12 protein-coding genes are annotated in these 15092 nt (G+C 42.1%); all 12 read left to right on the top strand.

Going from position 1 to position 15092, the window contains the following annotated elements:
- The first annotated feature begins 5 nt into the window (after positions 1-5).
- Genes tssL through tssG form a run of 12 tightly spaced genes read left to right on the top strand, consistent with a single transcriptional unit; the run spans position 6 to position 15084 of the window.
- On the top strand, positions 6-1298 hold the full coding sequence (gene tssL, locus R7Z50_RS09120) for a type VI secretion system protein TssL, long form (protein WP_005375939.1): 1293 nt from the start codon (positions 6-8) through the stop codon (positions 1296-1298).
- Positions 1299-1314: 16 nt separating this feature from the next.
- Positions 1315-4833 (top strand): type VI secretion system membrane subunit TssM, encoded by a 3519-nt coding sequence (gene tssM, locus R7Z50_RS09115; RefSeq protein WP_047100988.1) that lies wholly within the window; start codon positions 1315-1317, stop codon positions 4831-4833.
- Positions 4815-5510 carry a type VI secretion system-associated protein TagF gene (tagF, locus tag R7Z50_RS09110; protein WP_005387528.1) on the top strand — a complete coding sequence of 232 codons (696 nt, stop codon included), beginning with the start codon at positions 4815-4817 and terminating at the stop codon, positions 5508-5510. Before tssM ends, tagF begins: the two co-directional genes overlap by 19 nt.
- A gap of 9 nt (positions 5511-5519) precedes the next feature.
- Positions 5520-6314 carry a PP2C family protein-serine/threonine phosphatase gene (locus R7Z50_RS09105; protein ID WP_005375947.1) on the top strand — a complete coding sequence of 265 codons (795 nt, stop codon included), beginning with the start codon at positions 5520-5522 and terminating at the stop codon, positions 6312-6314.
- Entirely contained in the window at positions 6307-7422 is a 1116-nt protein-coding gene (tssA, locus tag R7Z50_RS09100) for a type VI secretion system protein TssA (RefSeq protein ID WP_054701384.1), read from the top strand. Before R7Z50_RS09105 ends, tssA begins: the two co-directional genes overlap by 8 nt.
- Positions 7423-7437: 15 nt before the next feature.
- Positions 7438-7968, top strand: a complete 531-nt coding sequence (tssB, locus tag R7Z50_RS09095; RefSeq protein ID WP_005375949.1) for a type VI secretion system contractile sheath small subunit — start codon at positions 7438-7440, stop codon at positions 7966-7968.
- The gene (tssC, locus tag R7Z50_RS09090) at positions 7968-9461 is read left to right on the top strand and encodes a type VI secretion system contractile sheath large subunit (protein WP_104980728.1); all 1494 of its coding nucleotides are present in this window, start codon (positions 7968-7970) and stop codon (positions 9459-9461) included. Before tssB ends, tssC (R7Z50_RS09090) begins: the two co-directional genes overlap by 1 nt.
- Before the next feature lie 52 nt (positions 9462-9513).
- Positions 9514-11025 (top strand): type VI secretion system contractile sheath large subunit, encoded by a 1512-nt coding sequence (gene tssC, locus R7Z50_RS09085; RefSeq protein WP_318149032.1) that lies wholly within the window; start codon positions 9514-9516, stop codon positions 11023-11025.
- 10 nt (positions 11026-11035) lie between these two features.
- A complete protein-coding gene (locus tag R7Z50_RS09080; protein ID WP_005375952.1) occupies positions 11036-11830 on the top strand; it encodes a type VI secretion system accessory protein TagJ in 795 nt (264 codons plus the stop codon).
- Positions 11831-11837: 7 nt separating this feature from the next.
- Positions 11838-12302 (top strand): type VI secretion system baseplate subunit TssE, encoded by a 465-nt coding sequence (gene tssE / locus R7Z50_RS09075; protein ID WP_017635621.1) that lies wholly within the window; start codon positions 11838-11840, stop codon positions 12300-12302.
- Positions 12299-14122, top strand: a complete 1824-nt coding sequence (gene tssF, locus R7Z50_RS09070; RefSeq protein WP_318149031.1) for a type VI secretion system baseplate subunit TssF — start codon at positions 12299-12301, stop codon at positions 14120-14122. Before tssE ends, tssF begins: the two co-directional genes overlap by 4 nt.
- Positions 14119-15084 carry a type VI secretion system baseplate subunit TssG gene (gene tssG, locus R7Z50_RS09065; protein WP_017635619.1) on the top strand — a complete coding sequence of 322 codons (966 nt, stop codon included), beginning with the start codon at positions 14119-14121 and terminating at the stop codon, positions 15082-15084. Before tssF ends, tssG begins: the two co-directional genes overlap by 4 nt.
- Positions 15085-15092: the final 8 nt, after the last annotated feature.

The following is a 15092-nucleotide window of genomic DNA, read 5'->3' as shown; positions in this document are numbered from 1 at the left end:
TCTGTATGGAACAAACGATAGTAAAACCAACACCGGGTGGAAGAGCACCCGCATCGAAACCACAATCAGAAAAGTCTGTGGATAATACCGTAGTTATCTCAAAAAGTCCTGAATTGGTGAACAATGATTCAGTGGTCGCTTATGGGAATAACTCTCTACTAGCAGAGGCGAATGGCCTGTTATCTATTATCGGTCAAATTCGCTCGACAGCGACTCATTCCGATCCGTTGTTTCTAAAAGAGACATTGGCACAAAAGCTTAGAGATTATGAGAACCGATTACGTCAGCATGACGTTGATTTGGATACCATTGATACAGCTCGTTATTGTTTATGCTGTTCACTAGATGAAGTTGTCCTTAACACCAATTGGGGTGGGAATTCATTCTGGAGTCACGATTCATTACTTAGCTCCTTCTATGCTAGCAGTCAAGGTGGGGAAGCGTTCTTTAAGCATCTTGATAAGTGCATGGCGAAACCAGATGTGAACTTAGATTTGCTTGAACTAATGTATGTGTGCTTATCTCTCGGGTTTCTGGGTCAATACCGTTTAGAAAAAAATGGACTGGAATCGCACCGGAAATTGAGAAGACAGGTTATTGCTACTCTTAAGACTTATGGGAGAGGAGTCCCTCAGGAACTAAGCAATAGTATCGACCAACACATTTTGAATGGCTCAAAGGCTTCTGATAGAGCTCCTCTTTGGGTTGTATGTTCTGTAACGGCGGCACTATTGGTCTGCATATATATGTATTTTAGTTATGAGCTAAATAAGGCATCCAATCGCACCTTTTCTCAATTAGTCAATTTGATTCAACCGCAACAACTTAACCAAGATGCAACGTCAGAATCAAAATCAGCGCCAATTGCAGAAAAGATTTCAATGTATCTAGCAACTGAGATCGGTAAGGGGCTAATCAATGTTGAGCCGCTGCAAGACAGGGTGAGAATTTCGTTAAAGTCTCAAGATCTATTTGAATCAGGTAGTGCTGATGTTGTCGCTTACATCCAACCCGTTATTTCTAAGCTTGCGAGAACATTGGAGTCGACCCAAGGCAAGATCATTGTTACTGGTCACACCGACGATAGGCCTATTTTCACGAGTAAATATCCCTCGAACTGGCACCTATCATTAGCTCGAGCCACTGCTATGTCTGAACAACTGATCTCGAATAGTGCATTAGAAGGGCGAGTGATACCCGAGGGATTGGGGGATGCAAGACCATTAGTTGAAAACAGTAGTGATGAAAACCGAGCTATTAACCGCCGGATTGAAATCGACCTTCTTGTCGCGAATTAATAATAGGTAGATAGAGATGCGTATTAAAGAAATTGGCAGAATATTTACTCAAAGATGGTTTCTCGGTCTTATAGGTGTCGCTGCTTGTTCTATTTTCATTTGGGTTGTTGGTCCACTTATTGCGATAGCGGGATATGAGCCCCTAAAGAGTGACTTTCAACGGCTAGTCACTATTCTAGTGTTGGTGTTGCTTTGGGCGATATTTAACGTTACCAAGCAGCATAAGCAAAAGGTGAAAGAAGACGAAAGTATTCAAACGTTGCTTGAGGTTGATAGCCTATCAGATAAAGAAGCGGCAAGTGAAATTGACTTAATGCGCGAGCGTATTGAGCAAGCTGTCAAAGTAGTGACGAAAACACACAAAGGCAAGAGAAGCTTGTATGACTTACCGTGGTATGTGTTGATTGGCCCTCCTGGAACGGGGAAAACAACCGTATTAAAGCAGTCGGGGTTAGAGTTTCCATTAGGAGACAGCCTTGGCTCTGACTCTATTGCCGGTGTAGGTGGCACTCGCCACTGTGATTGGTGGTTTGCAAATAAAGCAGTTCTTATAGATACGGCTGGCCGGTATACGACACAAGACAGTCAAGAAAAGGTCGACTCTAAAGCGTGGCATGGTTTCTTAGGATTGTTGAAAAAGTATAGAACGCAAAGACCAATTAATGGTGCGATTGTTACGATAAGTTTAGCCAGCGTGATGTCTCAGACTCGAACCGAGCGAAGTCTTCATGCTCGAGCAATTAAGTCGAGACTTCAAGAACTGAAAAACCAGTTAGGCATGCAGTTTCCGATTTACGTATTGCTCACCAAAATGGATTTAGTTGCCGGTTTCAATGAGTTTTTTGCCGATTTAAGTAAGGAAGAGCGAGAGGAATTATTTGGTTTCATGTTCCCTCGTGAAGTGGATGATGAAAGAGGCGTTATTTCTCTATTCAACAAAGAATTTCATGGCATGTTGGAGCGCCTTGATGCCCGTATGCTTAGAATACTTGAAACAGAGGACGATTTAGATAAACGCGCGCTTATCTTTGAATTTCCAAAGCAATTAAGAGTGCTACAAGCTAATCTTGACGAGTTTTTAGCTGAAATTTTTGCACAAAACAGTTTTGAAGAGCCTGCCTTGATTCGTGGTGTGTTTATGTTGAGTTCGGTTCAAGAAGGCTTACCAGTCGATAAGCTGATGAATGAATCAACCAATGGACTTGGGTTAAATCGTTTAGCTCTAGCAAAGAGTCAGACTGGTTCTCATAGTTATTTCGTAAAGAATCTTTTTGACAAGGTTATTTTCAAAGAGCAACTGTTAGGAACAGTTAATCGTCACTATCAAAAGCAGTCAGGTTGGATGCGTCGAGGTGTTTACATTGGATGTACAACGCTACTGCTAGGAGCTTCTGCGCTTTGGTTTATGAGTTATAAGTGGAACTCACAGTTAATTGTCGATACCAATGAACAAGCGAGCCATATTGATGCAATGATTGGCGCTCAAAGTTTAGATTTTGAAGCGGATATTGTTTCAGCTGTAGAAACATTAGATAGGTTGATGACGCTTCCTCTCGGAAAGCAAAGCGACTACGGTGATGCCGACTCTGTAAAGAGGTTTGGTCTCTATCAAGGAGACAAAGTGTCTCAGGCGGCAAACAATGCATATTCTGATGCTTTGACCCAATATTACGCCCCTCTGCTTCTTGATAGCTTGGTGTCAGAAATGGAGAGCAATCAACAGCATCGTGAGTATTTGTACGAAACGTTAAAAACGTATTTGATGTTATTCAATCCAGACAAATATCAACAAGATGAAGTGTTGGCTTGGTTTAACTTTTATTTCGAACGTCAATATCCGGGTGAGCTAAACGCAGACTTAAGAAGACGTTTGCTACAGCACACTCAATATTTATTAGGCAACGATGGACAAGGCTTTACTTACAACACTGCTGCCGTGACGAGTGCTCGAGAAGTGTTGACTCAAATGTCTCTACCTGAACGTGCTTATCAGCGAATGAAAATACAATTTTCTAAGAGTCATGTACCTTCATTTCGCTTGACTGATGTATTGGGACCTAAAGGGCTTGAGCAGTTCGAGCGAGCTAGTGGAAAACCGCTATCACAAGGCATTTCGGGTTTCTACACGTACAATGGTTTTCATAGCATTTTTCAGATTCAGATCAACCGTACAGTAAAAAGCTTAATGGAAGAGAACTGGGTTTATGGTGACGATCTTAAGGCTCATGAAATTGATCAAGATAGTGCCATCCAAGGCGTTCAGTCTCGATACTATCAAGATTATGTTAATGAATGGAAAACGTTGATCGAAGATATTCAATTGAAGCAGGCTCCGAGCCTAGAACTTGCGACAGAGCAAGCGAGGGTTTTATCTGGAGTTGAAAGACCAATCGAATCTTTGTTGAGAGCAATCCAAAAAGAGGTTGCTCTATCAAAAGTATCATTGTCAGAAAATCAAAAAGCCGCTTCTGAGGTTGCTGGTAAAGTTGCCAAAGTTAAGTTTTCAAATACGGCAGATAGACTAGACATGTATTTACCTGAAGAAAACGGTTTCAATGTTGCTCTGCCAGGTAAAGAAGTCGAATCGCATTTTTCAGAGATCTTACGCCTTGGTGAGCAAGACTTTGATGATATTCAACAAGCAATGGTTAACTTGCGTTCGTATTTAAGTGACTTATCAAGCTCTGGTAACAATCAGAAAATTGCCTACAAAAGTATTTTAGATGGAACCGTTACACAAGATGTCGCAGCTTCCTTTGCTCGTGCTAAAGAACTTTTGCCGAGACCATTTAATCAATGGCTAGGTGAGCTTTCTCAAGAGTCGGTTAAGTTTGCGGAGAGCGGTTCGAAGGATCATCTAAATCAACTTTGGGTAACACAAGTGGTCCGCCCTTATCAGCGGACTATTGCTGGCAGATATCCATTCGAGCCCAACGCGAGCAGAGAAGTTAGATTGAAAGACTTTAAGCGATTCTTTGGTTATGGAGGTACGCTTGACGCATTCTTCCAAGAATACCTCGAACCGTTTGTGGATACTTCGAAAAGTCGTTGGCGATTAGAAAAGGAAATTGGAGTTCGCCCAGAAACACTAATGGTCTTTCAAAGAGCGCAACGTATCAGGCAGTCTTTCTTTGAATCTGATAATTCCTTACGCGTAGAGTTTGGGATGAAGCCTGTTTATCTAGACCAGCACATTACTCGATTTGTCTTAGAGTTGGGTGGACAAGATTTGGTTTATAAGCATGGACCAGCAAGAGCTAAATCGTTGAGTTGGCCTGCCGGTCAAGATCAGACTCGAATTGTGTTCACACCACCTGAATCTAAACGCGAAATTGCGCATACCTATGAAGGTGAGTGGGGCATATTCAAGCTTTTGGATCAATCACTTAAAGCAAGGCCAGAATCGCGTAAAGACAATATAGTTATGATTGATTTAAAGGGAAATAAGGTGCAGCTAGAGCTTATTCCTTCTAGTGCCATTAATCCTTTTTGGTCAAATGAAATGGAGAGGTTCAGATGTCCACGAACCTTATAACATCAGGCTGGGGCTATATCGGTAAAATGCCCGCAAAAGGGGACTTTGTGAAAGATGGTTTATCACAAGATTTCTCGGAGCGTTGGCATGATTGGCAACAGGCGGTTATTGCAGTCAGCAGGGAACAACTGGGTGAAAGCTGGAATGAGCACTTTTTAACGGCTCCTGTGTGGCACTTTGCTTTGGATATTAGCTATTTAGAAGACTCAACCTACATTGGTAGCATGATTCCTAGTGTTGATGCATGCGGTAGATACTTTTTCTTTACTATAGCTCGTGCCGTAAAAGGTGAAGCTGCGCAATATTGGGGTGACAGAGCTTGGACAGAGGACAGTGCCGCTCTTGCTCTTTCAGTACTTGAGGACGACTTTGTCTTTGATGTTTGGCATAAGAGTACTCAAGAAAAAAATGACCTCGTTGCGAATGTAACAAGTGAAGTGAGGCCTCTAGAGTTTCTTTATCAAAGCCAAATATCTACAGTTTTTCATGATCACGGCAATACTGATCAAAATACGCTTTTGAATTACCTCATTAAAGAAAAATTGAGTAAACCATGTTTTTGGTGGACTGAAGGTTCAACGAAGGTTGAACCATGCATGTTCATTACTAGTGGATTTCCTTCAATTGGTCAGTTTTCAGCCATGCTTGATGGCGGCTGGAAAAAGTGGAATTGGTAGGATAGAAGAATGAATTGGAACTATTTTACCTTTGCTAAATCGCACGCAGGAAAAGTACGCCCTTATAACGAGGATGCTCTGTTGGATATGACAGAGCAGCATATTTGGGTGGTTGCCGATGGAATGGGTGGACACAGTGCTGGCGATATAGCAAGCCAGATGCTAGTGGATAGAGTCGCGCGCCACATGCAGGATGTCTCCAATACTAATATCGATGATATCCGAAGAGTGGTTCAAGAAGCGAACTTAGAAATTTACCAATACGCACAAAATCACTTAGACGGTAAAACGATGGGAACAACACTTGTTTTGTTGTTTATTCAGGATGGGTATTACCACTGCCTTTGGGTGGGGGATAGCCGAATTTACCAGCTTAGAAGTGGTAATTTTGTCCAAAAAACACGTGATCATAGTCAAGTCATGGACTTAGTGGATCAGGGCTTATTGGCATTTGAAGATGCCGAATCTCACCCTCTTGCAAATGTTATTACCAGAGCTGTTGGGGTCGACGAAAGTGTCACTATTGATCAAGTTTCAGGGCAGTTGGCTGACGGCGATCAGTTTCTACTCTGTAGCGATGGACTCTCTAAGGAACTTACGAGTGATGAAATTCATCGGACATTGTATGCAGACTCAGTCAACCAAGCTGGATTAGCGCTCATGCATTCGGCTTTGGTTCGGGGCGCAAGTGATAACGTAACTTGTGCTTTGATCAAAGTTCGCCAAGCGCAAACGGAGTGCGAAACAGTAACTAGAGAAGACGCGACAATACCTGTCTTTCTAAGAGGGAGAGCTTATGAGTAATGAAATGTTTGATTGGTATGAACAAGCGTTGGCTCCTATATCTCAAGAAAATCCTACAGGTGTTGATCCTAGAGAGGATGTATCACCACAGTCTGCTTACTATCGGTTGAAAGATCAGCGTATGGCCGCCCGCAACGCTGAACGTAATGCTCTTATAGAAGAAGAAAGTATCTATACCCACAGTAATTTATGGCGAGTATTTATTGAAGATGTCCCAGAAATACTCACGAATCAGTCTAAAGATTTGGAATTTGTTGCCTGGCTTATAGAAGCCCTAACTCGATTGTATGGTTTTCGTGGTATGGGCGTTGGCTACAAACTCGCAACCAGTTTAATTGAGAACTTTTGGGATGATCTGTACCCAATGCCTGATGAAGATGGTATTGAGACAAGAATATCGGCGATTATTGGCCTCAATGGTATCGATAGTGAAGGAACACTTATTTTTCCAATTGCTTGTATACCATTGACTGACTTAGGCGTGGAGCAAGCTTATGCCTATTGGGAATATCAGCAAGCTATAGAGCTTGAGCGCTTAGACGAAGATAAGCGCCGAAATCGAGTCGAGCTTGGGGCTGTTGAGTTATCTGAAATTATAACTACGGTTAAGTCGACTTCTGATACGTTTTATCAAGAATTAATCACGGATTTGGAGTTCGCTACAGAATCATTTAATGAATTCAGTCAGCGATTAGACGAAGCGGCCGGTGATGTGACTCCTAGCTCTTATATATCAAAAAGACTTGAATCAATACACTCGGCATTAAAGCACCTTCTAGGAGATCGTTTCAATCAACCACAAGCCGTGTTTGAAGAGCTAGAGGATCTTGATGAATCTTCTTCTGAACAACCGTTAAGTTCACAAAGTTGTGATGCATTATTAGCGACAAACATGAAATCACGAGAGCAGGCAATTAGACAATTGCAGCAAGTAGCTGATTTCTTCCGAGAGAGTGAACCTCACTCACCAGTTTCTTACTCCATCGAACAGATTATTCGTTGGTGTGGGATGCCTCTGCCGGAGTTACTGGCGGAACTTATCTCCGACGGGGATGCAAAGAAAAGCTACTTCCGTTTGGTTGGCATAGCAGAACAAAATGAAAATTAATAAAGGGAGAATGGTATGACGAGTATCCACTCGAAACTATCACGAGTACGGAAGCCTCGTGTCCACATTACCTATGATGTTGAAACTGAAGGTACGACTCTTAAGAAAGAACTGCCTTTTGTTGTAGGTGTAATGGGTGACTTCGCTGGTCAAAACACAGAAGCGTTGAAGCCATTAAAAGACCGCCGTTTTATTCAGATCGATCGAGATAACTTTGACGATGTACTCAAAAAAATGAATCCATCGGTGAAGTTTAAAGTTGCGAATAAGCTTGCGAATGACGATTCACAGTTTGAGGTCGATTTAAACTTTAAATCAATGCAAGACTTTGAGCCTGCTGCGATCGTAAATCAAGTTGATCCACTACGCCAATTGATGGAAACGCGTAATAAACTGCGTGATTTGATGACAAAAGTTGACCGCTCAGAAGAGCTTGAAAATATCCTAGAGGATGTTTTGAACAATACAGACAATCTGGCAAGACTTGCAGGCGAGTTAGATCTTGGCAAGAAAGCGAAGTCAGACAGTACTGAAGGAGCGGAATAATGACGACTGAAGCTGAAAAACAGTTAGATCCAACTGTTAATGAACAGACAATTTCATTCTTAGATCAAGCTATTGGTGCGACTAAGCAGACCGAAGCTTCTCGTGCTGAGGAGCTGATTAAAACGCTCGCTGAAGAAGCAATGAAAGGGACAGTTACTTGGAACAAAAACCTAACAGTAACTTTTCGTGAAGCGATTAATTTGCTCGATAGGCAGATTTCTGATCAGTTGTCTGAAGTAATGCATCACCCAGAATTACAGAAACTCGAAGGTTCTTGGCGCGGCTTAAATTATCTAGTGATGAATTCAGAGACCAGCTCTACTCTGAAAGTTCGCATGATGAGCATGACCAAGAAAGAGCTACATAAAGACTTGAGCAAAGCTGTTGAGTTTGATCAAAGCCAGATCTTTAAAAAGGTTTACGAGTCTGAGTTTGGTAGTGCTGGTGGTGAACCGTATGGTGCATTGATTGGAGACTATGAGTTTACCAACCACCCAGAAGATATTGAGTCGTTACGCCTAATGTCAAATGTAGCGGCTTCTGGCTTCTCTCCATTCTTGTCCGCAGCTTCACCAGCACTATTCGGCTTTGATGAGTGGACTGAGTTGTCAAAACCACGCGACCTAGATAAGGTATTTGAATCACTAGAATACGCCCAATGGCGTTCGTTCCGCGAGAGTGCCGATTCGCGCTTCGTTAGTCTGACGATGCCAAAAGTCCTTGCTCGTTTGCCATACGGACAAGCTACCGCTCCAGTCGAAGAGTTTGGGTTTGAAGAGTTCGAAGTAGATCCTGTTTCAGGTATTGCTGTTAACGCTGAACATAACGACTACTGTTGGATGAACTCTTCGTATGTTCTTGGTGTTAAGTTAACCGACGCATTTTCAAAATATGGATTTTGTACTGCCATCCGTGGTGCAGAAGGCGGCGGTCGAGTGGATAACTTGCCAACGCATTTCTTCATGAGTGATGATGGCGACCCTGATATGAAGTGCCCAACAGAGATTGGTATTACCGACAGACGTGAGGCGGAGCTTGGTAAGCTTGGTTTCTTACCGCTTTGTCACTACAAAAACACCAACTATGCAGTGTTCTTTGGTGCGCAAACCTGTCAAAAACCAGCGAACCATGAATCCCCTGAAGCAACGGCCAATGCGGCCATTTCTGCCCGCCTACCTTATATGATGGCAACATCTCGTTTTGCGCATTATTTGAAAGTAATGGCCCGAGATAAAATTGGTAGCTTTATGGAAGCAGAAGACGTTGAGTCTTGGCTGAACCGCTGGATCCTAGGTTACGTCAATGCTTCTGAAGGCGGTGGTCAAGAGATCAGAGCGAAATACCCTCTAGCAGACGCTCGTGTTCAGGTTAAGGAAATTCCTGGCGCACCTGGTTCTTACAATGCCGTAGCATGGCTGAAGCCTTGGTTACAAATGGAAGAACTGACCACATCTTTGCGACTTGTGGCAAAGATCCCTCAGTCAGGTGGATAAGAAATGAATTGGCTGGTCGAAAGGCCAGCCATGACCAATCTTTATGTTCTAGATGGAATTAGCAGTGTCACTTAACTTTCGCGACCCTAGCAAGCTAAAACATGAGTTCAGTACCGGAGGCTATGCTGAACTTGATAGCCCGTGGTTGACTCGATTCAATGAATCTTCTGATCTTGTAGCGTCAGCGCGAATTTGGCTAGAAGGTACACGTTCAAGAGATTTGGACAGCTTTCGTCATAGTGTGATGAACACAATTAACCGCATTGATGAGCTATTAGAATCTCAACTAAATGAAATATTACATCATCCTGAGTTTCAACAGCTCGAAAGGGGGTGGGTTGGAGTTAGGTATTTATGTGAACAGGTTGATTCTCGTTCATCGGACTCTGTAAAAGTTAAGGTTTTAACGGCGACATGGAATGAAATCAGTAAAGATGCTTTCAAAGCCATCGAGTTTGACCAATCAGCACTATTTAAGTTGCTCTATCAAAATGAATATGGCATGGCAGGGGGAGAACCCTTTGGTGTGGTGGTTGGAGATTATCAGCTTCGCTGTGATCCTAGTAAAAATTATTTTGATAGAGATCTGTCTGTGTTGAGTAAGATCTCTCAGTCTGCAGCTGCAGCATTCAGCCCATTTATCATGTCTGCATCGCCAGAGGTGTTTGGTGTTGATAGTTTCGCTCAACTCTCTGCGATAAGAGATATAGCAGCCCAATTTGAACAGGAAGATTATGCAAAGTGGCGTAGTTTGAGAGATAACGATGACGCTAAATTTATTGGTTTGACTGCACCTAACGTCTTGTTCCGTCAGCCATACAAAAGTGATGGCTCGCGGAATGATAAATTCAATTTTCAAGAACACATCTACGACTCCAACCGAGATTTGCTATGGGGGAGTAGTGCGTACTGTTTTGCTGCCGTATCAATTAGAGCATTTCAGGAACATGGTTGGTTCACGCATATGCGAGGGATTAAACAAGGCGATTACAGTCAGGGCATTATCGTCGCTCCTACAAGGAGCAAGATGCGTGTTAACGGCAAGAATGATCGTGAAAGATGTCCGTTAAACTTGAAAATCTCTGAGAGAAAAGAACAAGAATTGTCTGAGTGCGGTTTTATTTCTATTTCTCCAATACCTGAGACTGATATGGTAGGGATGACCTCGAATGTATCTCTCTACAAGCCCAAACAATACGCAGAAAAGCATATTTCAACGAATGCAAAACTGACATCGATGTTGCAATACACATTGTGTGTATCGCGAGTCGCACATTATCTCAAGGTTATGGGGCGTGACAAAATTGGTGGGTATCAAGATGCAGAAAGCCTAGAGCGTGACTTTCAACGCTGGTTACATCAGTACACTACCGCATCAGATGAAGCGTCTGATGAGCTTCGAGCTAAATATCCCCTAAATGAAGCGAAAATTACAGTTCGAGAGAAAAGAGAAACTCCTGGACATTATTACTCAGTTATCCATTTGCGACCGCATTTTCAACTCGATCAAATGGTATCTAGCATTAAATTAATTACCGAATTATCACCAGAGCACATGGTGTAAGGAAATAACAATGACTCAATGGAAAAATGCTTTGTCCCAAGGCCTATTGCAACACGCTCTAGAGCAATTAACTGATGAAATTAAAGCAACACCTAAAGATGCGAGCTTGAGAAGTTCCTTCATTGAGCTTCTTTGCATTGATGGGGACTTCGAGCGTGCGGACGCTCAGCTCATGCAATCGATTAAATTGTTTCCTGAGTATCTGCCTGGTGCAAGTCAGCTACGACATTTAGTGAAAGCAGCTCAAGCTAGAAAGGATTTTATCAATGGTGCGGCTAGTGCCAAAGTAATAGGTGATGAGGAATTAACTAAAGAGCTTGTTCGATTTAATCTTGCTCTCGGAAATCAAGAGTACGAAGAAGCGTCACGTCTATCGCATCGCATTGAAGAGCATCGTACTATTAAAGGGTTTAACGTAAACGGCACAAACTACGAAGATGCTAGAGATATTGATGATCGTTTAGGTGGTTACATTGAACTGTTTTCTACAGCAGGTAACTATTTTCTTGTACCCATATCGAGCATCCATACGCTAGAAGTTAAAGCACCTACTTCATTGTTAGAGAGTATTTGGCGACCTGTCGAGTTTGATATCGATGGACTTGGTGAAGGCGAAGGCCATATGCCGTTGACATATGTTGACTCAGAGACCGATGCGCAAAAGTTAGGTCGAGAAACGGATTGGAAGCAGATTGGTGAGCAAGAATCTTTTGTTGGCTTGGGTCAAAAATGTTGGTTAGTCGGTGATTCAGCGCTTCCAATCTGTGATTTGACTACATTATTAGAACAGAAACAAATAGCGTAGAAATATCATGTCTTTAACCGTTTCTCTGCTCGACAAATTGATAGATAGTGATCCTCTCACTCGAGATGAGAAAGACTTCCCTGCAAGCCAGCAACAGATGTTGAGCAGCTTACTTAGAGATCTAGAGTCGATGCTGAATAGTCGTATTGGATGGAAAAACATTCCTGATGATCTTTTAGAGGTTCGTTATTCAATATTGAATTATGGGCTGCCAGATTTTTCCTCAATGCCCTATAGCAGCCAAGAAGGGCAGAATCAGCTTTGCGACATCGTTCATGATGCAATTAAAGAGTTTGAGCCGAGGTTAAGGAACCCTCATGTCCAGATTTCAGACGAGAAAAACGCTATTGATAGGGTATTGAGGTTACAGATAAATGCCACTTGCTTAATTGATAACAGTATTCATGAAGTGCGATTCAATTCTGAAGTAGAGCCGGTAAATTTAGGTATGAAACTGAGTAGAGCAAAATGAGTGAAGAGTTTCTCAAGTACTATAATCGCGAGTTAGCTTATTTGCGTCACAAAGGGCAAGAATTTGGGGAGCAGTATCCTAAGATTGCTGCGAGACTTCGTATTAGTGAGGAACAGGTTGACGATCCGCACGTAGAAAGATTGTTAGAAGGCTGCGCATTTCTAACAGCAAGGATTAGACAAAGCTTAGACAATAGTTACCCTCAATTTACAGAGTCTTTGATGGGACAGTTATATCCTGATTTTCACGCCCCAATCCCGTCAATGTCAGTCATTAAAATGAGCTGTTCTAACTCCACTTCCTCTTATTTTGATGTAGAAGAAGGCGAGCGAGTTGTTATCGGTGCTCCTGGATATCATGAGTGCGAGTTTAGAACTTGTTATCCGGTCAGAATGTATCCTGTTGATGTGACCTCTGGCGTTTTTAAAAATGCGCCTTTCAAGCCAGTTGGCTCACGATGGGAAAGCAATGCTCATTCAGTTTTGAAAGTACAGCTCACGGCTCAAGATGAAGAGACTCCTCTTGGTGAAATAGGGGCAGAACGGCTGCGCTTCTATTTAAACGGTCAATCTCAATTGACTTTTAAGCTCTACCAAATGCTGTTTCAAAACCTAATTGGTTTATCTGTTGTTGTGGATGGCAAAGAAGTTCGTCCTTTAACCAAAAGGCATCTTTCTGAAGTGGGATTTTCAGAAGATGAGAAAGTTGTGCCATACAGTAAAAGAAGCTTTTCAGGAGCAAGATTACTTGTTGAGTATTTGCACTTTCCTGAGAAGTTTATGTTCTTTGATATCACCGAACTTGGATTATCTGAGCTAGATCTTGGAGAGCAATTCGAACTGTATTTTTACTTTGATACCAACGATGACTGGCTTCCAAAGCAAGTGGACGAAGAAAGCTTAATGGTAGGTTGTGTGCCTGTAATCAACTTATTTAAAAGTATTATGGAGCCTAAGCGTATTCTACCAACTGAATACGATTACCACTTGTCTCCGCAATACCAAGAAGCTGAAAGTAATGAGGTTGTCTCAATTTCTGACGTAACGTTGAGAAATTGGAACAAAACGTACCACAATTTGCCATGTTATCACGCTGGTGAGCACACGCATTATACGAACACTAGTGAGATTTATTGGTTGATGAGACGTGAGGATAAGAACTGGGCTGGTGGGTATGATGAGCCAGGTAGAGAAACTTACATTTCTTTTGTTGATAAAAAACATCAATTGTTCAGCCCGGATAGCCGGGAAAACTGGTTAATGTACGTGGAAGCTGAGTGCTGTAACCGCAACTTAGCGCAGAAACTTCCATTTGGAGGTGGGCTGCCGCAAGTATCTTTACCGGAGGTAAATGACAATTTCGAATCTGTTCGTTGTTTAGTCTCTTTATCAGAAACTATTCGGCCAGAAATGGATGAAAGCACACGATGGCAGTTAACTAAGCTTTTAACTTTAAACCATTTTACCGAGGAAGATGGTTTAGCAACTTTGAAGCAGACCCTTAATCTCTATGCATTTTCTGGGACAGCAGAAACGAAAGCGGTAATCGATGCTTTAACTAAGTTAGAGTTTGAGCCTACTACAGGAAGAATTAGTCAGAAAGGCAAAGTTGGATTTGCGCACGGTATAAAAGTTATTTTGACGGTTTCTGATCAAATTTTACCTAAAGAGCAGATCTTTCTCTTAGGTAGTGTTTTATCTGTTTACTTCTCGCAATATGCTGAAATTAACATTTTTACGCAGTTAGAAATAAGACTTAAGTCCACGGGAAAGTTTTTCCACCTATGGCCCGCATTAACTGGCGATAAGGTGTTGCTATGAGCGCGGAACAATTTTATCGAGAATTAAAGCAACATCCATTGTTTGAAGCGATTCATCTTATTGAACACGAAGTTCTGCAAGCAGAGGCGCAAATAGGAACAGATGCGTTACCGAAGCATGAAAAGCTAAACTTAAAGGTTAATCCATCATTAGGTTTTGAAAATGCTCAGCTTTGTGAACTGAAAAATATAGATGACAGCAAGTTAGAGATTGAGACCAATTTAATAGGCCTAACGGGTGAGCAAGGTGTGCTTCCCCAGCACTATAGTGAATTAGCTTTACATCGCCAAAAAGAAGGCGATACGGCTATGGTGGACTTCTACGATATTTTCAATCATCGCTTATTATCTCTTTATTATCGATGTTGGCAACTGAGTCAGCTGACAGTTCAATCTCGTGCGCATGCGCAGGGCGCGCGTTCGCCGTTAGAAAGCTGTAAATCGGCATTAACTGGGGAAGGGAGTTCACTGTCCCTGCACTATGGTGGTGTGTTTGCTTCACCAATGAGAAGTAAAGGTGGACTAAAAAGTATTCTTGAATGTTTATCTGGATGCCAAGTAAAAGTTCATGAATTTCAAGGACAATGGTTACACCTTACGAAAGAAGAGCAAACACGCCTTGCATCCCGAACTATGCCTGAAGGGCAGTTTGCTCAACTTGGTTTAGGAGCTTCTTTGGGTTCGAAAGCATGGAATATCAACGCGGGGACAACAATAGAATTTCTGCCAAAAGATAAACAGCTAGTTAGTAAATTGCTTCCTAACCAACCCAATATAGCAATCATTAAGAACGCTGCTTATGAGTTGATTGGAAAACATAAACAACTGAAGTGGCAGCTCACCACCAAACATAGTTTGCTACCACAAGCTTGCTTATCGAAACAGCAGGGGCAGTTAGGTATTGGTTCTGTGCTTAAAAAACACGAACGTACAAAAGATCGAACTATAACAATTACTATTTAAAGGAAATG

It is taken from the genome of Vibrio sp. 1249-1 (genome assembly GCF_033340495.1).
This window is presented reverse-complemented; position numbering and strand designations above follow the sequence as displayed.